We start from the raw sequence: 24,448 nt of genomic DNA on the forward strand, positions 1-24,448 counted from the left end.
AAAATGCTAGTGATATCAATGGTTTTAAAATTTAGGAGCTGAACGGCTGTATTTACTAAATTAATTTTCTATTTCCTTTGCCTCTAATAGTTTTTTATAAATTCTAAAACGCAGTGCTTCCACGCCTGATTTTACAACTGTAAATTCAAATAGTAAAAAGGAATGTAGAACTAGTAAGCCTTTGATGGTATTCAAATAATCATAATTACTATTAATAATTAATAGTATAAATTAAATTTCGATGAACTAAGCTTTTTATAACATATATATTATTTTTTATTTTTTTTATAATTAGCATTTTCATTCAAATATTCTATAAGATTCTCACTTAGCTTTATCTTATTATTATTCTCTAAAGCATAAATAATATCTGATATTCTCTTTATAGATTTTACAGGAAGAGTCAACAAGCTATAATTTTGATTATTTAAAAACACAATTGATAAAACATTCCATCTCTTCCATCTATATGTTTGCTCAATTAACTTTAAATCTAATCCTTTTATATCACTAAATAAAATTATTGATTTAGAAAAAACACTACCAGTTTCTATTCTATCTTGATATAAACTAATATGATCTGTTATCAACATAATTATAAATGGTAATAATATTAATTCGAATAAAAATACACACCAAATAGCTAATATATCATGCCGATTAATTAATACAAAAATTGGAAGTATACATATAATCACAAAAAAAATTATTAGTATTAACTTCCTTTTTATATTGTATTCTGAAAAAGTAGGTATTTCTTTATTCAATATATATCATGTCCTCTCTTTATATTAATATATTCCTTTAAACTAATTATCGGAACAATTGAATTTAATATATTGTTTATTTAATATCTCCAATACTGCATTTAACGTGCTATCTTTAAATGTATTTTCGAAATCCATATAATCGCTTGGTTGTATTTTACCTCTAACAATTTTAATCCTTTTATCTTTCATAAATTTATCTAAACTTATTATATTGCAAAAAAAATCTTCTGAATTACGCGTATTTACTACGGTGCCATCATCTAAATTTATGTTATAAAAAAGTTCTATTTGGCTTTTGATGTCTCGCTCATATGACACTTCTACATCTATAACATCATTCCATACATAACTCCTATTTTTACAAAGTATACCATCCCTTATAACAATCCCCTAATTATTCGCGTCTATATATTCCTTTTTGTTTCCATATTTTCTTCCTTCAAAATATATATTCTTTAAGCATTTTCTCAAAAATCTTATCTAATCCATGCTAAATGATAAATCTGTAAATTCCTTATCACTTGGCACATCTACACTGCCAAAGAGAACATATAACTTCTAACCTTCTCCATTTAAATATTCTTTTAAATCATTACTTATATTTATTTGGTAATTATAATTTTTCAAAATAGAAATTACACCTGGTATACTATTACTTGCAGGAAGACTACATAAGATATGATTGTGTTTGTCTAAAAAGATAATTTTTAGGGCACTCCAGTTATATCCCTTATTTGATCCTTCAAATAACTTTATATCTATCACTTTTATCTTATTAAATAAAACTATAGATTTTGAGAAAACACTTCCAACTTCTATTTTATTTGAATATACACTAAAATGACTTGTTAATATATAAACTGCTATTACCGAAGGTATTATTTGCATAGCCAGAAGAAAACAAATAATTTCCACATCACTTGTACTAGTCATTGGAAAAATAGGTAAAATAAAAAGAATTATAAATAAAGGCATAATTTTAAACTTTTTATTCATGTTATACTCTGAAAAAATAGGTACTTCTCTTTTCACTATTTATCACCGCTCTTCATATTAATAATATAATTTCTAACATTTCAATTCATAATATAACGATTTAATATTCTATTTACCCAGTATTTTTACCACAACTTCTAATCTATCATTCTTTGCTCCTCCTGGACCTTGATACTGACTTACAAAATCGCTATAGTCCTTACTCAATATTTTTTGTCTACTAATCATAATCTTTTCATTTTGCATTAAATTATCGAGGTTGACTATATTATCGAAAAAATCTTTTGAATCATTTGCATGTACTATTTTCCCATCATCCAAATATATATCATAACTAATTATCAGAGCACCTTTATTCCCTCTTTTATATGATACTTTTGTAGATGTCACATCACTCCAGTTATAATCTTTAATATTTGAAAAAATATTTTTTCTAACATGTATTCCATCCTTACTTATATCTGTATAATCAAAGAATTTTAAAAAAAGAAAGAATGTCAAAATCATAATTATTGTAATAATAATAATTAAACAAATTTTAACTTCCATAGCATTCATGTGAGAATAATTTTTTATAATAAAAATTGCCATAAATATTATAATAGGTATGGCAAAAGTTATTATCCATTGTGATATATCATCATGAATGAACAATAATGTGCTCGCATTAGATAACTTTGAAATTTGAAAATTATAATACCATTCATATAATGAACCTAAGATTGGTAACGAAATAATTAAAACCATAAAAAAAATCATAACATTTTGCCAATCACTAGATGTTTCGCTACTATTTTTATTCAAATGTATTCCCTCCTAAAGCCACTTAATAAACTATTACAGTGCTTCTTCACTTTTATTACTCTTCTTTTATATAGTTTCCAAAAGCTATTTATCTTATTGTGATAGCAATTTATTCATAGTGATAATCTCCCTAACCAACTTGTGATTGATTTAACTATTTGTCCCCAGTTATTACGCATTTTACTCAATTGAGTCTGATTGATGCCATGGATTTAATCTCTAATTTTTATTTGCTATTTTGTTAGCATAGTAAATATCTTGACCAGCTCTTGTTTTATTTGCAGCTTGTTTAACATTATCATCTGGATTTGCTATTGCATCTTTTACACGGTCTTGAATTGATTCACCACCTGGCTTCCATACTTGCGTAGCTCCTATATATACTAATCCAACAACCAATCCAGCAAGTGCACCAATAGCTGTTCCATATCCTGGAACAGCCGAGCCTGTTACCGCTCCCTCACCAATCCATGACGCAATTAACGCTTCAGTTCCCACTCCAGCTGCATTGGATAGTACCACTCCACCAGCATCAAATGCCCCATTAACATATGCATTGGAATTGCGTCTTTCTGGAGATATATTTTTATCTGCTGCATCAGCCTTATAACTTAAATACACATCTAGACCCGCAGCAATCCACCCTCCTTTACTACCAATCTTAGCAGCTGTATCTAATCGCTCTGCATTTTGTACTGCCTTTGCTGCCATTATATTTTTAAATTCAAATGAATAATTAGGTTTAATAGCATTTGAAATAACTCTAGGTATATAGACTTTTCCAGTTTCTAATCCAACTTGAACAGCACTTGTACCAATTCCTGCGTCGTTTCCTAGAGATAAATATGCTGACCAATCGGCTTGATTCCAACTACTATTACCCGAATTAGAATTATCATCCCCACTATTACTATTCCCATTAACAATAACTGATCCACACGATGGCGTACTTCCATGTAATGCGTTTATTGCACTGCATGCATCAGCAAAACTAATATCATTTCCATTTACATCCTTCAATAATTTTGCTGAATCCTTAGTTATAAGATGTCCTTCTAATGGTTTTGGTTCTACTACAATCTGTACTTGTATTGGTTCATCATCTGTAAACTTAGGAAATGCTGTTCTATCACTTCCATTACTTACTGTTGCTCCACCAGAAATATTGATTTCACCTTCTAATGATACATTTGATGTTTTTCCTTTTTTCATTAATATTTGACTTGTAGCATTTATATTTACATTATTAGGTGTACTTATTACTACTTCTCCACCTGCATTTAAACTTAAACCACCTGGACTTTTAATTGTTACTCCTGTTTCATCTTCAAAATTTATGCTTAAATTTTCTTCGCTTCCACTTTTTATATTTAAAGCATCTGGAAGCATTTCTATCACTTTACCATATTCAGTTTCAAAATATCTATTAGCTGTATCATAGAGCCTATCACAAGTGGCTCTATTTTTTCGTACACAGCTTGTTACCATCGGATTTTCAGTTGTTTCATTGGGAAAATACAACATTGCACTTTCACCAACTAGTGGCATTGAATATAATATATTTCCTGTTATTGGTGCATAGTAAAACCAAGTTGCTTCGTCTTCACTTTGATTTTTATCTATATCTAGATGAAGTTTTACCATTTCGCCTTGTACTGCAAGGACTTTTCCTTCGATAACTGCTCCTTTTAAATATTTGTTATATATTCTCTCCTGCCATACACCATCTTTCCTGCATATTTTATAATTATAAATTAATTCCCCTCTGTCTACATAAGCTTCATAATCTCTAATATATAATTCTTTTTGCTTAAAATAAATTTGAGAACAAATTTCAAGTTTATCCCTTATTTTTACTTCATAATAAAAATAGTCTGTATCATTATACTTACCACTACCGCTAGCTTGGTAAAATCTTTTTAAATTTTTCCATGCTTTATAGCTAATACTGTCTTTTAATGTATATGCATGTTCTTGTGGTCTTCCAAAGCTGAATATATTCTTAATTTCCATTATATCACAATAAATATCTGATTTTAATTCACTTGCAACTCTCTTAAAAAAACTCCAATCTGTTTCTCTATACTGAAATAGTGGTTTACCTATTGGTTGTCCATTTCCTACGAATTGCTTAAATCCATAGCCTAAATATTCGCTTAATATTTCATTTATTAAATCGTCATATGTCATATTTACATTTTGAAATGATCTGCTTTTTTCTTCTATATCTAATTGGCTGCTAATTGTTAATGCCTGTATTTCTATATAGTAAACTCCATCAACATTTCTTGTATTAATATTTTCAATTATTCCTTTAAATAGAATTTTACAAACTCTTTCATCTACTATATTAATATTTACAGAATTTTCATTATAGCTTATGTTTTCATCTTCTGGTGCTTCGTAAACACATATTTTATCATTAGCGGAAGCTTTTATGGCGGAATCAAAATTTATTTTTTCATCTATTAAACATTTTAAAAATAAATAGCCATGCTCATTAGGCTTATTCTCAATTTTTATATCTAATATTTTCATTAACTCGTAAGGTGATTCAACTCTTAGCCTATGAATTTCTCCCATATATTTACCTCCTGCTCACACTCTAAATTTATTTTTTATTTTTGACCATTGGCAACAAATCTTATCTGTCCACCATATGCACATACTAATATTGACTTTTCTGTCAATGCAGCTTTTCCTTCAACTAGAGTATCTTCTTTAGCATTTATCCAATCGTTTAATGTTTTCACCTGACACTTTTTCCCTGTAACTATTCCTCCAGTTTCTGTTACCAATGTAATATCAGCACCATTAGAAGGACAATCTCCGTTACATACTCCAAAATAACTAATATTTTTATCTACTATACTATCTGTTTTATTCATCATAGGGTTTTTATTTGCATATGTTCCATGACTTACAGGAAGATTTATCTTTCTTGTGTGAGTGCCTTTATCACATTTCATTCTAGCTCCTCTAACTACATAAGCAATATTATCTGCCACATTTATCATCTCCTATTTTATTTACTCAATTTTCAATTTCTAATCTTTCTAAATATATTCCTTTATATTCTCTTCTAAGTAAACTTTCAGCAACATCTAACCTTACTACTATTAGCGTCTTTGAACTTTCTTTTATTTTAAAAATCTTTTTTCCTTTTATTTTTTCACTATTTAATATAATTTTTTTAATTTCAGTCCTATATAAATTAAATTCCGATTTTTCACTTAAGCAATTTAATTCTTCAATTATTGGTAAATAATAATTTTCCTGCCTTTCATGAGATAAATCTATAAGTGGAATAATTTTAAATATAATATCTACATTATACTTTTCTATTATTTTCTTCATATCTTCTGATATGAGAAATAGTTGAGTATCTAAAATATCTAAGAATTCAGTTTCTTCATTACACTTTATATTAAATATAATCATATCTTCAATTTTATGAGCATTTAATAAGTTAATATTTCTAATATCAATTTTATTAAATACATCCATAAGTTTTGGCGTATTTGTATATCTTTTATCTTGTTTTAATAAAAAATAGTCCATAATTTTTTTCATCCTCTTTATACATCATTCTTTTGATTCTTAGGATATATTCTAGTTGTAATATCCATATATTCGCCCGCCATAATTCTTATATTTTCTTTCTTTTTTATGTTTTTATAAGAATCGATTTTTACGAATTCCTCTATTATAGTTTTCAGAAGCTCCAATGCCAAAACATGATAGTTTTTTGCCTCTCTTAACTTTATATTTTCTATATCCATTTCCTTTATAGTTCTACCATATTCATTTTTCTTATCTGAAAGTTCCTTCATATGATTAAATAAAGGCTCATAAATAAAATCTAAATTTATATTTATCGAACACTCTTCTTTATCTAAAAACCAATTTTCATCATATAAATCAATTCTATATTCTCCTTTATTTTCAATAAGGCTCGTCCTTAATAATGAAACATATATATATTCTATTTCTCCTTTTAATCCTTTTTCTTGATATAAAATTGTTTTCTTACAGACCGAATCAAATTTTATACATAAATGTTCTCTAATACGCTCTCCGTCTATTCTGTATCTTTCTTGAATATTTTTATACTCATTAATATATCTATTTTTTACATATTTCTCCTCAAACTCTTTCAGCACTTTTTCTTTATCAACTTTTATTATCATATTTTTGAACCTCTATAAAATATATTATTGAATATTTACCTTTCCACCGCTTACAGTTATATTATCTTGTATACTCATGTTTGCGCCAGCTTGGGACAAATTTATTCCCCCACCACCTTCAATGCTTACTGATCCACCATTTATTTCAATGTCATCTCCAGCCTCTAGTACGATCTTGCTGCCACTGTTTACTTCTATTCCGCCATCATCGCTTAAACTCATAGAATTTCCTCCTGAAATAATATCTATACCTCCAGGCCTCATTATTATTTCTTTTCCATACTTTGTACTAAAGCTTTTTACAGAAGGATCACTTCGTCTAGAAGAATCACTTGACTCTACATTAACTGAGCTTATTACATAACAATTTTTTTCTGTGCTGTCTGGAAAATATACTCGTATTTTATCTCCAATTTCAGGCATACAATACCACCCTGTCCCATCTGGTGAAGAAAATACTGTTGAATATGGCATCCATACAGTTTTGTCAATTGTATTAGAATAACCATCTATTTTAAGAGAAGTTCTTACATAATCATTGTAAACAGCAATAACATAGCCATCTATGGAAACGCCAACAATATTCTCATTATTCAACTTTCTTACTTTCATTCCATTATCATCTCTTAAAATATAGTTATTTGTAATTACACCATTATGAATTTTTAATTCCGATTTATAAAGATTTAAATATCTATCTTTAAAATGAATCGTATTATACAGACCTATAATAAGATGAGTAGAAACCTCGAAGCTGATTAAATCTATATCATTTAATTGATAATTGTTATTGCTTGATTGGATTTTGTATTCTTTTAACCCTTTATTAATGGAATAATTATATTCTTCTATTTCGTATAGCTCACTTTCCCCACGTCCTATGGAATACTTGATTCCTGGAAGAGTGCATTCATCAATAATTGCTACATTAAAATGTGAAGCTAATCTTTTTAAAAATTCCCAATCTGTTTCATTATATTGAACTACAATATAGTCAATAGTCCGTCCAGCCGAAACATAATCTATCATTTGAATATCTTCATAAACACTGTTTATAGTATTAAAAATTTCTCTATAGGTTAAACCTTCCCCTTGAAAACTACGGCACTTCTTTTCTATATCCATTTTAAAAGTGTAGCTTAAAGCTTCAATATCTAATTTTTTTACATCATCTATAGATTCTATTCCTATATTAGTTATCATTCCTATAAATAAATCTTTTACATTATTTCGATCATCTTTTACAGATACTTTAATATATGAGTCATCATTAGCGACCTCTACATATTTGTCAGAATCCTCAGCTGAAATAAAACCACTTATATGAAGCTTTGAATGTTCATTAGGCTCCTTTTCTATTTTTAAATTCAAGATTTTATTAAACTTATAAGGTTCTACTATAATATCTCCTTGAGTATATACATAACCGTTACTCATTCTCCCATCTCCCTCAACTAATTAATTATTTTCTACTTTTTTTATTCTTATAGTGTTAACCATTTGCATTATAATATCTTTCCATTCAGCATAATCCCTAAAAATACAGCTGAAAGTTCCAATTACTGTTTTTCCTTCAAGGGATAAAAAAAACATATAATTATATAAAAAATCATCTATAGCAGAACTTTTAAAATCAAAGTATCCTATATTCTTTCTATCTACTTCTAAAATTTCTTCATCAAAATATATGTTAGCTGGATTAAGTCTCTTATTAATTGCTTTCATCATATCCCTAAGCTGTTCTACATATTCTTCCGTTAAAATACTCTCTATTAATTTAAAAGTTACTGCTATACTTCCATCTTCATTACATTTTATTATTTCAGGTCTATTTTCTGATGGATATTTAAATTTTCTTGCTTCCAATGGCATATCTTGAAAATCTTTTGGAATATAAATTTTTAGCTTTCCAGCTACTCTCATCATATAGCTCCAATTAAATATCGTGGCCACATCCTATTAGTATAATCTTCATTATTTACCATTCCTACTTAAAAGGGTACATTTTATTTAATACTATAGTTAAAAGCTACTATAAATATTATATTCTCTTTTATCTGCATAACATGTACTTATAAAATTCTATCTCCTATTCTTTTTAAATTATATATAATCTTCGAATTACTCAATCTCATCATTTCTTATTTAATTGTTTTGAAACCTTATACTCTACTAAGTAATAAGTTGAGCATGCTACAAGTATATAACATATGAGTAAACAAAAACAAATTATTGTAACAAGCATGGTAAATTGACCATATTTCTTTACAATTGGTTCAATGATAAAATATCCTATACAAAAAAATATCGGACCACCTATTAACACTGTTTTATTTTTATCAAACTCTTTGCATAACTAATTTCAGTTTGACTTAGAAAACGGAAATTACTTTTTCAATTTACGTGAACAAAACTACTTACTGAGTAATCTTTCAAAATTTTTCCTACTAAAGCATCATATGTCATATCAGCATTTTTAAAAGATCTACTTTTTTCTTTTATGTCTAATTCAAAACTTGATGTAGCTCCTTGTATTTCTATACAATAAATTCCATTTTCATTGCTTGACCTAATGCTTTGCACCATTCCGTTATATATTAATTCACTTTTACTCTCATCTACCACGTTTATATCTATAGCCTGTCAATCACTACCTGGACCTGACTCATTATCCTCTTCTTCATAAACGACGAATATTTTATCTATATAAAAGAAAAATGCGTTAATCTTAGAACTTTAATTCTATTAATCAACGCATTCATATATTTTATGCTATAAAGTTTTATGGTCAATATATATAATTGTTTTTTCAAGAATTCACAGTTAATTTTCTAACTTATTAGTATGAAAACTCAACCATATTATTCAAAAACTCTTCTAATGATTTTGTAATATAAACAACATCATCAAATTCATGTGACCAATAATATATAGCTCCTAATTCATTTTTTCTTAAGCTATAACAATAAAAATCTCCTCCAGCTTCATCAGCAAACGGGATAAGCCAATCAGGTATTATCTTGTCTACCCTTAAATCTGCCAAAATTGCATCTAGTTCGGAACTCTTCTTGTCACTTTTTATAGGTATAAACCAACTAACAACAAACTCATCCCCTTCACTAGTTGTATACATAGACTTTTTTAGATGTCCACCATTATATCTTAAATAATGCTTTTTTATATTTTCTGGAATAGAAAATTTATATTTGCTTTCAATATACTTTATATCTTCTTCTAATATAGCTTTTTCGGTATCTAAAATTTCATTATTATTATACATACTTCATTCCACTCCTCATTTATTCTTCATCATCTTCAATCATCATGTTCATAAATTCTTCTAATGAATTTGCTAAAAATACTGCATAATCATCAGATTTGCTTGGATCATCGCCTAAGTTTACATCGCAATCCCAAGAGTATATAGAACCATATTCTTCTTTCCTAAGACTCCAACAGTATTCAGTTCCCATACCGTCATTAGCAAATCTAACCAACCATTTTGGAAATATTGATTCTTCATCAAAATTTGTCTTTAACATATTTTTTAATTCAAGACCCTTTTTTCCACTATCACATTTTATTGCATAAAAATACCAACATTCTTGTTTATCTCCATCTTTATCAATAAAAATATTTTTTTCAGGATATCCTCCATTATACATTAAATAATGCTTTCTAAAACTATCTGGGAAAACTATATTATAAGTTTCTTCTATATCTTTTAAATCATTTTCTGTTACTTTATTCTTCTCTGCATTTAACATATTATTATTATACATAATTTTTCTCCTTTAAAATATGCTTCTATTTATATTTTATATTTGTATTGTGCCTGTGCTCCTGCATAATTTTTTACAATATCATATGCTTCACTATCTACAAGTTGAATTGTGCATTCACCTGTATCTGGATCAAAATCATCTAAATAAAACACACTATTCTCTTTCAATAATTCTTTTTGTTCTTCTTTTGGTATTTTTAATTTATCAAAAAGCATTTTTCTATCTTGAGATTTTTTTCCACTCATCTTTATTTTTACAGTTGCATCTTTTCCAGATTTAGTTTTATACAAATATTTAGTATTAGAAAAATCTGCTCCCCCATTTTCAGTTTCATTAATTTCAAATCCTTTATCAGCTGCCTTTCCTTTGGTGTCTTACCATTATATTTCTTATTGTAGGTCTCACCATGTACACTATCGTACTGAGCACATGATCCTCTGTGTGGATAAGTTGCTCTATGAGCATCTTTTTTTACTAACTGCATTGAGCATTTTCCTGCCGCCTCATCATAATCATCAACATGATGCCATGTATAATCTTTTAATATCTTTTCTCTCTCACTAGATGGTATATTTACATCATCAAACGCTCTTGTGAAATCCTTACTTCTTGAACCAGACATATTTATTGTAGCAATTATAGGTTCACCATTTTGGTTTTTCATTATATAATCAGATTTTGAAAAATCTGGCCCACCATTTTTAGTTGTTCCTATGCTTGAAAATCCTTTATTTGCAGCTCTTTCTGCTGGTGACAAGTGTTTTTCTAAATTTTCTTTTGCTTTTCCAGTCATTTTAGAAACAAAATCTCGAGCTTTAGTACCACTCTGCTCAACTGGCCCTGCTGATGTTGCTAATTCCATTCTAGGCGAAAAAGTATCATCTAAATTTTTAGCTAAATTTTGCAATACAGCTTCATTTTCAATTAAAAATTTATCAACTGGTTTTCTTACATAATCTAAAGCATCCTGAATTTTATTATCAATCTTAGTAGTTACTTCATTAAATTTATTAGCAGCTCTATCCACCAGATCTTGAGCACTATTTTTAATATTAGTTTCTACATCATCAACCTTATTAGCCACTTTATTAAATAATTCTTTGCTTGTCTTACTGAATGCACCTAATATATCATCTGCTTTTCCAGATATCTAACCTAGTATACTTTTTGCTTCGCCAGATATTTTACCAAGTACATTTCCAATTGATTTACTTACAAAAGGCGAAACTTTTGATATAAGTTTCCCTGCTCCATGTAATAATCCACCTGTTGCTGCTCCAATAAGTCCATCAAGCAAGGTTTGCTTTAAACTGAACTTTCCGTCAATTGCCTGATTTAAGACGCTATCAGCCATACCATTTATTCTACCAAATGCCATAACTCCACCTAGACTTTCAAAACTTCCAAGTGGTCCAAATATTGCTCCTGATACTGCTCCTATAAAAGCTTCTCTTGCACCTACTGCCATATAAGTTGACATATCACTTACTTCACCACGACTTATATCCGATGCCGCCTGGCTTGCAACTGCTGCTGTTCCTGCTATTGCTGCACCTGCTGCGATTGCTCCTACTACTGGCGCTGCTGCTCCACATGTAACTGCTACTGCTACTACCGCAACTGTTACGAGTGCTACAACTGCTAATCCCGCAAGTACATTTGTCGCTAATTTCCCCCAGTCAAATGGTTTCTTTTCTTCTGGTGGTGGTGCTGGCGGTTCTGGCTTTGTTCCTGCATTTGGCTCATCATCAAACGGCGCATAATTTTCTCTGTCACTTCCATCTTTTATGTTAACTGCTCCTTGTATAATTTCTATTTTACTGCCGTGCTCTGTTCCAAAGTTTATTTCATTAGTAGCATATTTGAAATTTTTTATAAAGTTACTTTCATTGTTTTTCAAACAAAATATCTCCTGCTTTATTCAAAGAGGAGATATTTGTTTCACTTTAATATTAATAATTTCTATATTCTCTAGCAACTAGAACTTACATCTTTCCAATCATTAAATAAAAATACGCTTATCAAGCTTTCTATCCCTTTCCAATAGTATATATTACTCAAATCCAATTACAATCCACTCATCAACATAACTCCAAAAGTCTATATTATATTTTGGTTTTATCTTAGATGACCAAAAAGTACCATTACCTTTATCACAATTTGAATAATCAACAACTATATAACTTCCCATACCATTTGTAAAAAAGCCAAACGATGAATCCAAATTAATTTCAATGGTTTCCTCCAAATCATCTATAATTCCCCACTCCAAATCTTCATCTCCTATATACGTTACAGAATCAAAAGGAACTAATCCCATTGATTCACTAGCATAGTAATAAAAACCATTATGGATATTTTCATAAAAATTCCTAATTGTCTCCGGAGTATTTTCCCATACATTTTCTAATTCCACATTTTCAAATTTATCTCTTGGATTTTTACCTTCATAGTATAAGTAATTACCTTTAGAATTTTTAATTGTATATAAAACAGAATATGAATTGTTATCATACATCAGTTCAACAGATTCAAGATGTTCATTAAGATATGATATTGTATTTCTTAGTTGAATTGATATATATTTCTTCCATATATTTAACAATAAATCAATTCGTTTCTTTACATCTTTTTCTTTAAATATTTTATACCACTCATCTGGTATCACTCCTAATTTGATTTTATCAATCTCATTAATATTTAATATATTAATATTTTTATTATATTTTTTTAAATAATTTAATTTTTCATCCATTGATATTCACTCCTCTATTTATTGTTTATTTGATTATCTTTGACAAAATCATCAATTTGTTTTTGTAATTTCCTTTCTATCTCCATTTCCTTTTTCATCATCCTGTTTCTAAACTCTGGGTCTACTTCTATTTCTCCTATTTTTTCTTTTTTATAATGTGTCCATTCTTCATAAGATTTTGCGCCTTTAGATGTATTGGCTGATTTGCTTAGACCTATAAAATTATTCGGATTATTCAATACCTCAAGTTGTTGTTCTTTTGTTAGCTTTCCAAACCCATCCATTTTAGATATCTTATCAATTCATACAATGTGATCAGCTTCTAATGAACCTTTAAATGTTTTTCCTGGAAGAGCCTCATCATTTGTCCTTATATTTTTATCATGACCTTCATTTACTTTATCTCTTATTTCTTGTGTTGGTGTATGTTTTCTTAGCATTTCATATTCTTCATCTGAAATCTGTCTCTCTCCATATCGAGGTGACGTTTCACCATTTCCTCCATCACCACCACTAGAATTTTTAGACGCACTATACATTGCTCCTCCAGCGCCGCCTATAGATGTTAAGTCCCCTGGAGCCGTCAAAGCAGCAGATCCATCTACAAATACTACTGGTACTCTTACTCCCATTCCTGCAAAAGACATCTCTCCTACGGAGAACTTTCCAGGTAAATTCTTAACTATATTATTAATTGAAAACAATCCATCAGCTAATAACGCTGTATTTATTACAAATTCAGCATCATCAAATCCTTCTTTATATGGTGATGCATTTCTAAAATATTCATGAGACCAGTTAGTGAAATCTTTGCACGGATCATGAAAATATCCTAATGTACATACATCGGCCACAAAGCTAGCAGTTTGATTTAATGTATCATATGCTGCACAGGCTTCAGTTACAGCCATATCCTTTGCACCTGTTACAGCTCCAAAAAACGCTGCTTTGGCCACATCAAGGTAGTTAATTTTGGAGCTATCTCCTCCATTTTGAGCCGTTTGCGAGTCAATACTATTCTTTGCACCTTCTACGGCTCCAACTGCTGCACATGCAACAACTGCACTTACTGCTGCTATTGCTAATGTTGCCAAAGCAACCAGTGCCAATTTCCCCCAATTAAATCCCTTTTTCTCCTCTGGTGGTGGTGCTGGCGGTTCTGGCTTTGTTCCTGCCTTTGGCTCATCATCAAACGGCGCATAAGTTTCTCTGTCACTTCCATCTTTTATGACATTTGAGCCTTTAAAGTGCATATCTGTTTCTACTGATAATCCATTTTCTGTTCCTGATTTTATTACTCCAATTTGACTTTGGGCTTTTACTTTTACATTTCCTGGTGTTTTTATTATTATATCATCAGAAGCACTTAAGTTTAAGTTCTTTGGACTCTTTAAAGTAACTCCTGTACTGTCATCAAAGCTTATACTTAAAGGCTGTTTTGAACCACCTTTTATCTGATATCTAGCCACTGTAACACTGAAATCTTCTTTATAAGATTTCAGCTAACATTGGCACAATCCTAGATAAGTTCAACTAAAATTTAGCAGGAATATTCCTGCTAAATTAAGTTTCACTTTATGTTTACTGCTCTTGGTGTCATTTCTATTTCGCTGCCATGCTCTGTTCCAAAATATCTATTTTTTGTATCCGATGTCTTCGCACAGCTGCTTCCATTACTTCTTACACAACCTGTTACTGTTAGCTCTTGTCTTTTTTAGTTTGAATAATTTTATTACCCATAGCAAATTTATGTATAAAAAGTAAAGCTCCAATAGCGAAATTCTTATCATCTATTGAAGCTTCGATGTTAGATTAAATTCAGAAGTAAGTTTTTGTTAAATTTATTACACTTTCTTCAGTAATTAATTATTACTTGAATGATATTTACTATTCATTAAAACCATGATCAAACTCAATTTCATATAAATCTATCCATTCAACTATCTCTTCAATATTACTATTTTCTATAAAATTAAGAATTATCTTAAATGCTTTTTCTCTGTTAACATAACTGCATGTAGGTATCCTCATTGGCTCTCCTCCTACCATATGTTCCACTGTTTTAATTGGTAGTTTTCTATCAATTGGCACTAAATAATCTGGATGCCTTATTATAAAAAAACCATATGGCTCATCATAAAAAAAGATAAGCCGTTCTTCAATTTCATCTACTTCTATACAAGAATCTCCCCCACCTTGTCTCCAATAATTTTCATCCTTGTTAAAAATAATATCTCTAATATATCCTAAGCTAGGATCTTGCTTTTCAGCTTCAATTGGTCCATTGTATCTAATCATGCATTTTTACCTCCTATTGTATTGCTTTTATTATTATTGGTTCAGATAATCCTCCTGAATATACTGTTAACTCCTCTACTCCTAAGGCTTTTAATAATGCCGGCAATTCTCCTCTACACATATTACATGTCTTTCTGTCTACAACCATTGTAATTTTTTTAGGTAAACTACCTTTTGTCTCAAAAGCATTAATCAAAGAATGAGCCTCACCATGAGTCAATGATTGAGCATGCCCTAAATGCAGTGGTTGCTTCTTTTTAGGTGGCACCCATTGAATCTTTTCAAACCATTTTTGCCTTAATGCCTTTGTTGCTTCTTGGGATTCTTTTGTGATAGTAGAATTAACTCCAAAAAATCTTTCTCCATCTAAATTTACACACGCTACTGTATTCCCTGATTCTAATGAGTATGGGCCTACCCCTAATTTCTTTCTATAGCTTTCAATTTCATTATATTCTTGATCAATATCTAACTCTTTGTTAACTTCAACAACTCTTTCATAACCTTTACCTTTTCCTTCACTCTTAGAAACCATATTTTTAAAGACTGATTTTTCTTCTGGTGCGTTATTTACATATCCGCCCCCTGGGACTGCATACTCTTCTTCAAATCCAATGGCTTTTCTAACATTATACCTTGCCTGATTTAATACATTTAATCCATCATCTGCTTTTGAAGCTACTGAATGTAACGCGTCTTGAATCTTATTATCAATTTGGGTAGTTACTTCATTAAATTTATTAGCAGCTCTATCCACCAGATCTTGAGCACTATTTTTAATGCTAGTTGCTACATCATCAACTTTATTAGCCACTTTATTAAATAATTCTTTGCTTGTCTTACTGAATGCACCTAATATATCATCTGCTTTTCCAGATATCTTACCTAGTATACTTTTTGCTTCGCCAGATATTTTACCAAGTACATTTCCAATTGATTTACTTACAAAAGGCGAAACTTTTGATATAAGTTTCCCTTCTCCATGTAATAATCCACCTGTTGCTGCTCCAATAAGTCCATCAAGCAAGGTTTGCTTCAGACTGAACTTTCCGTCAATTGCCTAATTTAAGACACTATCAGCCATGCCATTTATTCCACCAAATGCCATAACTCCACCTAGACTTTCAAAACTTCCAAGTGGTCCAAATATCGCCCCTGATACTGCTCCTGTAAGGGCTTCTCTTGCACCTGCCGATACATAAGCTGACATATCGCTTACCTCGTCTCGGCTTATATCCGATGTTGTCTGACTTGCAACTGCTGCTCCTGATTTTATTACTCCTAAAATATTTATTTCACTAGATTGTATACAACCAAACTACATCCTCACTATAACACATCCATCCAAGTTAAACCTTAAAAGGAAAAACTCCAATAAATACCTTTATTGCATCTATTGGAATTTAATTATTAACTTGAATCACACATAAAAAGAAATTTTTCTTGAATACTTTGCATTCAACCCTCTTTTTAACGGTTATTGGGAGTTTTTATAGTATACATTGTAATTATAAAACTTACTACAGAATTAATACAATAAATTACTATATATATTTTTTTTTTAATCTCTTTATCCAGCTAGAATTTGTTTCTAATAATGTTTCGACATTTTGAAGCATTATAGATGCTAATCATACAATTATAAATTCTTTGCTTATATTAATAAACTAAAAATTATTAGTAATTTTTTTTATAAAACTCTCTCTATTAATTACTATCTTATCATCACTTATTTGATAATTAGCTAAAAGATGTTGTTCCATTAATGCAATTTCATCTTTGCTAATGAAACTTGTTTCCACTGCACTTTCCATAAAAATAATAATACTCTCTTCTTTTATACCTTCTAGTGCCTGTGGGAAATATTTTGTATTTTCTTTTTTATATGCTCTCCATGCTGTATATGAAACGGTATCGACTAATAAAGACCACAATCTCGCAATATTTAAATCTTCTTCGTCTTCTGCAAATTCTGAAATCCCTGTGCATTCAGCATTATCAATCACCTCGTATAAATCATCTGCCGAAATACCATTAGTTTCAGCCCAAGTCCAACATTTATTTAATGCTTCTCTTCCATCAGCATATCTTTCATCCGTTAACTTTATCTTCAAAAAAACTTTTTCTGCGATAGTAATAACAAAACCAACCTTAACTTCATCTTTTAATTTACTTAATATTTGCAATTCCATATATTCTCTCTCCTAAGTTATTTTATTATTTTTCCATTCTTTAATATAAATGATGTTAAACCATTAACCTTAACGCTATCATCAACTTCTGAAGTGACAATTATATTTAAATTGGGATATTTTTTACTTGCCTGATAGAAAATTCCGCACTTCTCTTTTGGGAAGATATTTATCAATCCTTTAGAGCATTTATTACAAACACCTCTAGGATTTGACTGATGAATATACAAATTACCTGTAACATCTTCTGAGTTAATACCTGCTTTTCTAATAGCATCGTTAAATTCATTTAATACACCCTCTTCAGCATGTCGTGTGAATTGTGCTAGTTTAGGATTTTTTTTATAATCATAAGGTGCTTTAAACTCTCTATTAGGTGCAATATCATCTAATGTAGGTAATCCTGCTTCTTTTCTTACTTCTGGGGAACCACCTTTAAAAGTAACATCCTCAAGTCCTGAAATATTTGTTTTTCCAACTGCAATTGTATCTGTTTCAGGAACGTTCCACTCTTTGCGTAATAAATCTAAATCTTCTTTACCTAGTACTATTTTAGCTTTATCAACTCCATCAGCACCACTTTTAATCTCATTCTTAACATTCTTAAATTCCTTAGTAAACCTTCCTATAGCTTCATCAACATTACCTAAATTACTTGCAAGAACTACTGACCTTGATCCTTTTTGCATGTTGTTTAATACTATTTTTGCTATTCTTGCATTTTCTGATAATTCAGATGATACCTTATTAAATGCATTTTTAACAAACGGTGATGCTTTCTCAAATAACTTTCCTGCGCCATGGAATAGCCCACCTGTTGCTGCTCCCATGTCAAACAATAATGTCTGCCTTAAGACACTTTCAAATCCATTTGTTAATCCGCCTAATGCCATTTTTCCAGCTAGAGCTTCACCTGCTCCAAATGGTCCACAAATATTGCTCCTATAAAAGCTTCTCTTGCTCCTACTGCCATATAAGTTGACATATCACTTACTTCACCACTACTTATGTCCTATGCCGCCTGGCTTGCAACTGCTGCGATTGCTCCAACTACTGGCGCTGCTGCTCCACATGTAACCGCTACTGCTGCTAATCCCGCAAGTACATTTGTCGCTAATTTTCCCCAGTCAAATGGTTTCTTTTCTTCTGGTGGTGGTGCTGGCGGTTCTGGCTTTGTTCCTGCCTTTGGTTCATCATCAAACGGCGCATAAGTTTCTCTGTCACTTCCGTCTTTTATGACATTTGAGCCTTTAAAGTGTATATCTGTTTCTACTGATAATCCGTTTTCTGTTCCTGATTTTATTACTCCAATTTGACTTTGAGCCTTTACTTTTACATTTGCTGGTGTTTTTATTATTATCTCATCAGAAGCACTTAAGTTTATTAAGTTCTTTGGATTCTTTAAGGTAACTCCTGTACTGTCATCAAAGCTTATACTTAAAGGTTCTTTACTTCCACCTTTTATGTTACTATTAGTTCTTCGCTTTCTTCATTTAGGAAATATATCCTTGCGATTGTTCCTACTATTGGTATTTAATACATCATATTTCCTGTTGGTGATATGTAGTAATTTAATAATTTAATAATTTAATATAATCAAAAACAGGTAAGATTCTATTAACTTAATTCCCCTTACCTGCTCTCTTCATTTTTTATATTATTTTTAAGACAATATTCCCTGAATTTCAGCCATAATTGTTATATGAACTTCATAATTTACTTTTCTTAAATTATCTACGCTCTCATTTCCACCTAAGCTTAATAATGGTTCATAACCAAAACACTCGTTATACGCTGGTTCTCCATACTTCTCAACAGCTTCGAAATATGGATCCCATCGCCATTCTTCTTTACAATCTTCATCAAAGAAAAAGTCCCATTCTATTTCTTTATCTACCCATAATCCCTTTATTCGTTGATGTCTATAGTCTGCAATTACAAAACTGCCTCTATTGTTACATGTAATAATATCTCCCATGCCGGTTACAAAAATCGGAATATCATCAAAAGGCATAATATATGTTTCCTCTAATAATTCTTGAATCTCATCTGGATTTATTATTTTTAAATACCCTTTGAATGTTGTACCAAACCCATATTTTTCCCATATCTCTATAACATCATCTCCAACTTTATCTCTATATTTGCTTATTATATCTTCACTTACTTTTTCATGTAACTTAAAATCACTAAATACTTTTTTCATATCGTCATTCATATCATTTTCCTCCACATGATAATTTAATGTTCAAATAAATTTTTTCTAAATCTTTCTCTGATAAATTGTTATCCTTTATATATTTTCTAACTTGTTTTTCAACATCATTTGCCCTTGATTTCCACTGTGATCCTATTGATGAGTTAATTCGCTTATCACCCATTCCAGTTACATTTAGAGGATTACCGCCTGCAATTTGATCTGGATCATGTAAAGCTGCTTGAGTCTTAATCCATTCATCAGCTTTTTCTTTAGCTTCTTTACGTGTTAATCCTTGATCTTTATATTCTTTAATTTTTCTATTTAATGCATCGTCTCTCACTAACTGCTGCTGCGCATTTCCTTTTGTATCTCTACCACTAGGATTCTTTTTTCCTGACAACTTTTGTTCATTTAGTCTATTTGCATAAGCTTCTCTATTATCAAGATACTCCTTAATTGATAATTTATTCAATCCTTCTTCTTGTCCCTTTACTTGTCTTGTATATTCAGCTTTTAAATTTGGATCATTATTAAACTTAGGCTTAACATTAAACTCAGGAACTTCTATAACTTTATTCATCGGTTTAGGTTCTAACTTAATTTCATTCTTAACATTCTTAAATTCCTTAGTAAACCTTCCTATAGCTTCATCAACATTACCTAAATTACTTCCAAGAACTACTGACCTCGGTCCTTTTTGCATGTTGTTTAATGCTATTTTAGCTATTCTTGCATTTTCTGATAATTCAGATGATACCTTATTGAATGCATTTTTAACAAACGGTGACGCTTTCTCAAATAACTTTCCTGCACCATGGAATAGTCCACCTGTTGCTGCTCCAACTCCCATATCAAACAATACGGTTTTAAAATCTATTCCTTTTCCCTCTAATGTCTGCCTTAAGACACTTTCAAATCCATTTGTTAATCCGCCTAATACCATTTTTCCGGCTAGAGCTTCACCTGCTCCAAATGGTCCAAATATTGCTCCTGATACTGCTCCTATAAAAGCTTCTCTTGCGCCTACTGACATATAAGTTGACATATCACTTACTTCACCACGACTTATATCCGATGCCGCCTGGCTTGCAACTGCTGCTGTTCCTGCTATTGCCGCACCTGCTGCGATTGCTCCTACTACTGGCGCTGCTGCTCCACATGTAACTGCTACTGCTACTACCGCAACTGTTACGAGCGCTACAACTGCTAATCCCGCAAGTACATTTGTCGCTAATTTCCCCCAGTCAAATGGTTTCTTTTCCTCTGGAGGAGGTGGTGGTGGTTCTGGCTTTGTTCCTGCCTTTGGTTCATCATCAAACGGCGCATAAGTTTCTCTGTCACTTCCATCTTTTATGACATTTGAGCCTTTAAAGTGCATATCTGTTTCTACTGATAATCCGTTTTCTGTTCCTGATTTTACTACTCCAATTTGACTTTGGGCTTTTACTTTTACATTTGCTGGTGTTTTTATTATTATATCATCAGAAGCACTTAAGTTTAAGTTCTTTGGACTCTTTAAAGTAACTCCTATACTGTCATCAAAGCTTATACTTAAAGGTTCTTTACTTCCACCTTTTATGTTAACTGCCCCTGGTGTCATTTCTATTTCGCTGCCATGTTCTGTTCCAAAATATCTATTTTTTGTATCTGAAGTCTTTGCGCAGCTGCTACCATTACTTCTTACACAACCTGTTACTATTGGATCTTCACTTTCTTCATTTGGAAAATACAGTCTTGCACTTGTTCCAACGACAGGCATTGAATACATCATATTTCCTGTTGGTGGTGCATATGGAAACCATGATGCTTCATCTGCATTTTGACTTTCATCTATATTTAAATGAAGCTTTACCTTTTCTCCTTCTACTGCAAGTACTTTTCCATCTATGGATGCCCCTGCTATGACTGAATTATAGAGTTTTGTTTGCCATATTCCATTTTTTCTACATAATCTATATTTATAGATTACTTCATCCTTTAAAGCATAAGCTGAATACTGATTTACATATAAATCTTTTTGTTTAAAATAAATATTATCTCCAACATTGTATTTATTTCTTGTTTCTATTTCATAATAAAAATAGTCAATATCATTATATCCATCTTCATATCCGCTAGCCTCATGAAATCTCTTTAAATTTTTACATGCTCTATAGCTCGTAATATCTTCTATTTCATAACTTATACCATTTGGTCTTCCAAAATAAAACATATTACCTGCATTAATTATATCACAATATAATTCTGATTTTAATTCACTTGCTATCCTCTTTAAAAAATTCCAATCACTTTCCTTATATTGAAATAACGGCTTTCCTATAGCTTGTCCGTTTCCTATGCATTGAGTAAAACTAAAGCCAGAATAATCAGTTAATATTTCTTCTATTAACTCATCATAAGTCATTTCTTCATTTTGAAAGGATCTACTCTTTTCTTTTACATCTAGTTCAAAGCTTGATGTAGCTCCTTGTATTTCTATATAATAAATTCCATTTTCATTACTAGCGCTAACATTTTGCACTATTCCATTAAATATTATTTTACTTTTACTCTCATCTACTACATTTATGTCTACAATCGCCGAATTACCAATTGCACCATCTTCATCAGTTTCTTCATAAACGCATATTTTATCATCTGTGGAAGCATTTACTGCATGTTTAAAATTTATTGAATCATCAACTAATGCTTTTAAATACAAATAGCCATGTTCATTAGGTCTATTTTCAATTTTTATATCTTCAAGTCTCATTAATGTATATGGTGACTTTATTCTTATTCCATGAACTGCTCCCATCCACTTTCTCCTTTCCCTATGATATGACATATTAAAATTTATTAAGGAGCCCCTATATAAATCTTTATTATATTCTGAGCTTACTTTAACCAAATTTTATTATGTCTGATTTTAGTCACTCTTCTTCTTGACCATTTGTTTCAAATTTTATTTTTCCCTGATATTTAGAGCATACTAGCCAAGAATCTGTTGTGAGTGCTGGTTTTCCTTCAACTAATGTATCCTCTTTCGTATCACTCCACTCTCCAGCTATCTGAACCAAACACTTTTTCCCTGGCGGAAGCTGATTACCATCTTCTCCTATTAAATAGATATCTTCGCCTTCCTGACATTCACTGCATATTCCAAAATAACTTACATTTTTATCTGCTACATTATCTCCTTGATTCATCATAGGCTTTCCTTTTACATATGACCCATGGCTTACTGGAAGGTTTATTTTTCTTGCATGTGTTCCTTTCTCACACCTCATTTTTGCTCCTCTGACTATATAATAATTATCTCCATCGCTCATTTTCTCACTTCCTAACTTATGTTTATTGCTTCTATTTTATAAATGACTCAATCGTTAATTTAGCCATTCTACATTTTTCTTGTCCCACTCTTTTCTCTAGTATTTCAAAAAATTCATTAAATCCAATTAGCATTGCTGGTACAATAATCTTTTTACCATTTCCTTTTAAAATTAATCTAACATTGTTTCCAGTGCTTTTACATTCTATACTTTCTATTAAATTAAACTTTATAACTTTTTTAAAAAATAGACCTTGGCTAATAATACTATCTTCAGTTATTACTTTTTTTGAAATCTTTAAGTATATTGCCAAAATTATAAATAAAATGCTAAACATTACATTAACTGCTATAAAGGTATTTCTATCTTCTATATCTGTAGCTGTTATTGCTAAAAAAGTAAGTGCTGAAAACATAACAATAAATAATATTACTGCCAAAATAGAGGTAATCTTTGATTCTCTTAATATTAAATTTCCATCATCATCTCTTGCACCTTTTTTCTTTACTGTATCTTTAGTTAATTTTTTTGTTGCTACTCCTGTTAAAAATCGTGTTAAATTAACTTCTATCACAATAATTCATCTTCTTTCTTATCTAAAATCATTTTCTTTTATCTTACTTAACTTCTACTCGTTCAAGCTTTATTCCCTTAAAGTTTCTTCTAAGCAGACTTTCAGCAATGTCTAGCCTTACTATAATTAGTGGCTTTGAGCTTTCCTTTATTTTAAAAATCTTTCTACTTTGTATCTTTTCCTTATTTAAGATAAGTTTTCTTACAACTGTTTTGTTTAAGTTAAGTTCTGCATTCTCACTTAATGCTTCAATTTCTTCTACTATGGGTAAATAATAATTCACCTGCTTATCATGAAGATTATCTATAAGAGCCAAAGTTTTAAACAAAATCCCACTATCATATTTTTCAATTATTTCTCTCATAGGCTTTGATATTAGAAATAATTGATTATCTAAAATATCTAAAAATTCACTTCCTTCGCTTGTGTTAACCTTAAAAACTATTATGTCTTCTATTTTGTGAGCTTTTAACAAATTAATATTTCTAACATCAATTTTTTTAAATATATCTATAAGCCTTGGAGTATTTGTATATCTTTCATCTTGTTTTAATAAAAAATAATCCATAGTTT

Annotated in this window: 29 protein-coding genes; all 29 read right to left on the minus strand. The window is 30.4% G+C overall.

Features of this window, described 5'->3' with window-relative positions:
* Positions 1–269: 269 nt before the first annotated feature.
* Positions 270–767, minus strand: a complete 498-nt coding sequence (locus F3K33_RS22360; RefSeq protein WP_039770125.1) for a hypothetical protein — start codon at positions 765–767, stop codon at positions 270–272.
* Between the two features lie 42 nt (positions 768–809).
* Positions 810–1,088: a hypothetical protein gene (locus F3K33_RS22365; RefSeq protein ID WP_051144784.1), complete on the minus strand. Its 279-nt coding sequence runs from the start codon at positions 1,086–1,088 to the stop codon at positions 810–812.
* A gap of 240 nt (positions 1,089–1,328) precedes the next feature.
* Complete coding sequence (locus F3K33_RS22370) at positions 1,329–1,802, minus strand: hypothetical protein (RefSeq protein ID WP_039770123.1); 474 nt, start codon at positions 1,800–1,802, stop codon at positions 1,329–1,331.
* A gap of 72 nt (positions 1,803–1,874) precedes the next feature.
* Positions 1,875–2,570, minus strand: coding sequence for a hypothetical protein (locus F3K33_RS22375; protein WP_039770122.1), 696 nt, complete (start codon positions 2,568–2,570; stop codon positions 1,875–1,877).
* A gap of 219 nt (positions 2,571–2,789) precedes the next feature.
* Positions 2,790–5,153, minus strand: a complete 2,364-nt coding sequence (locus F3K33_RS27070) for a hypothetical protein (RefSeq protein ID WP_069187754.1) — start codon at positions 5,151–5,153, stop codon at positions 2,790–2,792.
* A gap of 35 nt (positions 5,154–5,188) precedes the next feature.
* Positions 5,189–5,539 carry a DUF4280 domain-containing protein gene (locus F3K33_RS22385; protein WP_051144791.1) on the minus strand — a complete coding sequence of 117 codons (351 nt, stop codon included), beginning with the start codon at positions 5,537–5,539 and terminating at the stop codon, positions 5,189–5,191.
* Between the two features lie 64 nt (positions 5,540–5,603).
* A complete protein-coding gene (locus F3K33_RS22390; protein WP_039770118.1) occupies positions 5,604–6,131 on the minus strand; it encodes an imm11 family protein in 528 nt (175 codons plus the stop codon).
* 17 nt (positions 6,132–6,148) lie between these two features.
* A complete protein-coding gene (locus F3K33_RS22395; protein WP_039770116.1) occupies positions 6,149–6,760 on the minus strand; it encodes a hypothetical protein in 612 nt (203 codons plus the stop codon).
* A gap of 24 nt (positions 6,761–6,784) precedes the next feature.
* Positions 6,785–8,197, minus strand: a complete 1,413-nt coding sequence (locus F3K33_RS22400) for a phage tail protein (RefSeq protein WP_039770115.1) — start codon at positions 8,195–8,197, stop codon at positions 6,785–6,787.
* Between the two features lie 21 nt (positions 8,198–8,218).
* Complete coding sequence (locus F3K33_RS22405; RefSeq protein WP_051144783.1) at positions 8,219–8,683, minus strand: hypothetical protein; 465 nt, start codon at positions 8,681–8,683, stop codon at positions 8,219–8,221.
* Between the two features lie 471 nt (positions 8,684–9,154).
* A complete protein-coding gene (locus F3K33_RS22410) occupies positions 9,155–9,385 on the minus strand; it encodes a hypothetical protein (RefSeq protein ID WP_039770113.1) in 231 nt (76 codons plus the stop codon).
* 214 nt (positions 9,386–9,599) lie between these two features.
* A complete protein-coding gene (locus F3K33_RS22415; RefSeq protein ID WP_039770111.1) occupies positions 9,600–10,040 on the minus strand; it encodes an SMI1/KNR4 family protein in 441 nt (146 codons plus the stop codon).
* A gap of 19 nt (positions 10,041–10,059) precedes the next feature.
* Positions 10,060–10,542 (minus strand): SMI1/KNR4 family protein, encoded by a 483-nt coding sequence (locus tag F3K33_RS22420; RefSeq protein ID WP_039770109.1) that lies wholly within the window; start codon positions 10,540–10,542, stop codon positions 10,060–10,062.
* Positions 10,543–10,571: 29 nt separating this feature from the next.
* Positions 10,572–10,790, minus strand: a complete 219-nt coding sequence (locus F3K33_RS22425) for a hypothetical protein (RefSeq protein WP_154862470.1) — start codon at positions 10,788–10,790, stop codon at positions 10,572–10,574.
* Positions 10,791–10,798: 8 nt separating this feature from the next.
* Complete coding sequence (locus F3K33_RS22430; protein WP_154861599.1) at positions 10,799–11,629, minus strand: HNH endonuclease signature motif containing protein; 831 nt, start codon at positions 11,627–11,629, stop codon at positions 10,799–10,801.
* A 66-nt stretch (positions 11,630–11,695) separates the two neighbouring features.
* Entirely contained in the window at positions 11,696–12,445 is a 750-nt protein-coding gene (locus F3K33_RS22435) for a hypothetical protein (protein WP_154861601.1), read from the minus strand.
* Positions 12,446–12,598: 153 nt separating this feature from the next.
* Positions 12,599–13,300 carry a hypothetical protein gene (locus tag F3K33_RS22440; protein WP_039770103.1) on the minus strand — a complete coding sequence of 234 codons (702 nt, stop codon included), beginning with the start codon at positions 13,298–13,300 and terminating at the stop codon, positions 12,599–12,601.
* A gap of 14 nt (positions 13,301–13,314) precedes the next feature.
* Positions 13,315–13,584 (minus strand): hypothetical protein, encoded by a 270-nt coding sequence (locus tag F3K33_RS22445; protein WP_039770101.1) that lies wholly within the window; start codon positions 13,582–13,584, stop codon positions 13,315–13,317.
* 18 nt (positions 13,585–13,602) lie between these two features.
* Entirely contained in the window at positions 13,603–14,769 is a 1,167-nt protein-coding gene (locus tag F3K33_RS26635) for a hypothetical protein (protein ID WP_069187753.1), read from the minus strand.
* Between the two features lie 418 nt (positions 14,770–15,187).
* The gene (locus F3K33_RS22455; protein ID WP_039770099.1) at positions 15,188–15,598 is read right to left on the minus strand and encodes a hypothetical protein; all 411 of its coding nucleotides are present in this window, start codon (positions 15,596–15,598) and stop codon (positions 15,188–15,190) included.
* Between the two features lie 13 nt (positions 15,599–15,611).
* On the minus strand, positions 15,612–16,625 hold the full coding sequence (locus tag F3K33_RS22460) for a deaminase (RefSeq protein WP_039770097.1): 1,014 nt from the start codon (positions 16,623–16,625) through the stop codon (positions 15,612–15,614).
* Between the two features lie 33 nt (positions 16,626–16,658).
* Positions 16,659–16,808 (minus strand): hypothetical protein, encoded by a 150-nt coding sequence (locus F3K33_RS26535; RefSeq protein ID WP_155772817.1) that lies wholly within the window; start codon positions 16,806–16,808, stop codon positions 16,659–16,661.
* Between the two features lie 457 nt (positions 16,809–17,265).
* Complete coding sequence (locus tag F3K33_RS22465) at positions 17,266–17,790, minus strand: Imm6 family immunity protein (RefSeq protein WP_039770095.1); 525 nt, start codon at positions 17,788–17,790, stop codon at positions 17,266–17,268.
* Between the two features lie 17 nt (positions 17,791–17,807).
* Positions 17,808–18,683: a hypothetical protein gene (locus F3K33_RS26660; RefSeq protein ID WP_207708565.1), complete on the minus strand. Its 876-nt coding sequence runs from the start codon at positions 18,681–18,683 to the stop codon at positions 17,808–17,810.
* Between the two features lie 770 nt (positions 18,684–19,453).
* Positions 19,454–20,008, minus strand: coding sequence for a T6SS immunity protein Tdi1 domain-containing protein (locus F3K33_RS22480; RefSeq protein WP_051144782.1), 555 nt, complete (start codon positions 20,006–20,008; stop codon positions 19,454–19,456).
* Position 20,009: 1 nt separating this feature from the next.
* Positions 20,010–22,787, minus strand: a complete 2,778-nt coding sequence (locus F3K33_RS27075) for a polymorphic toxin type 15 domain-containing protein (RefSeq protein WP_069187752.1) — start codon at positions 22,785–22,787, stop codon at positions 20,010–20,012.
* 115 nt (positions 22,788–22,902) lie between these two features.
* On the minus strand, positions 22,903–23,301 hold the full coding sequence (locus F3K33_RS22490) for a DUF4280 domain-containing protein (protein ID WP_039770091.1): 399 nt from the start codon (positions 23,299–23,301) through the stop codon (positions 22,903–22,905).
* 31 nt (positions 23,302–23,332) lie between these two features.
* Complete coding sequence (locus F3K33_RS22495; protein ID WP_039770089.1) at positions 23,333–23,875, minus strand: hypothetical protein; 543 nt, start codon at positions 23,873–23,875, stop codon at positions 23,333–23,335.
* A 43-nt stretch (positions 23,876–23,918) separates the two neighbouring features.
* A complete protein-coding gene (locus F3K33_RS22500) occupies positions 23,919–24,443 on the minus strand; it encodes an imm11 family protein (RefSeq protein WP_039770087.1) in 525 nt (174 codons plus the stop codon).
* Positions 24,444–24,448: the final 5 nt, after the last annotated feature.

The organism is Clostridium beijerinckii (assembly GCF_008705175.1).
Classification (GTDB): Bacteria; Bacillota; Clostridia; order Clostridiales; family Clostridiaceae; genus Clostridium; species Clostridium beijerinckii.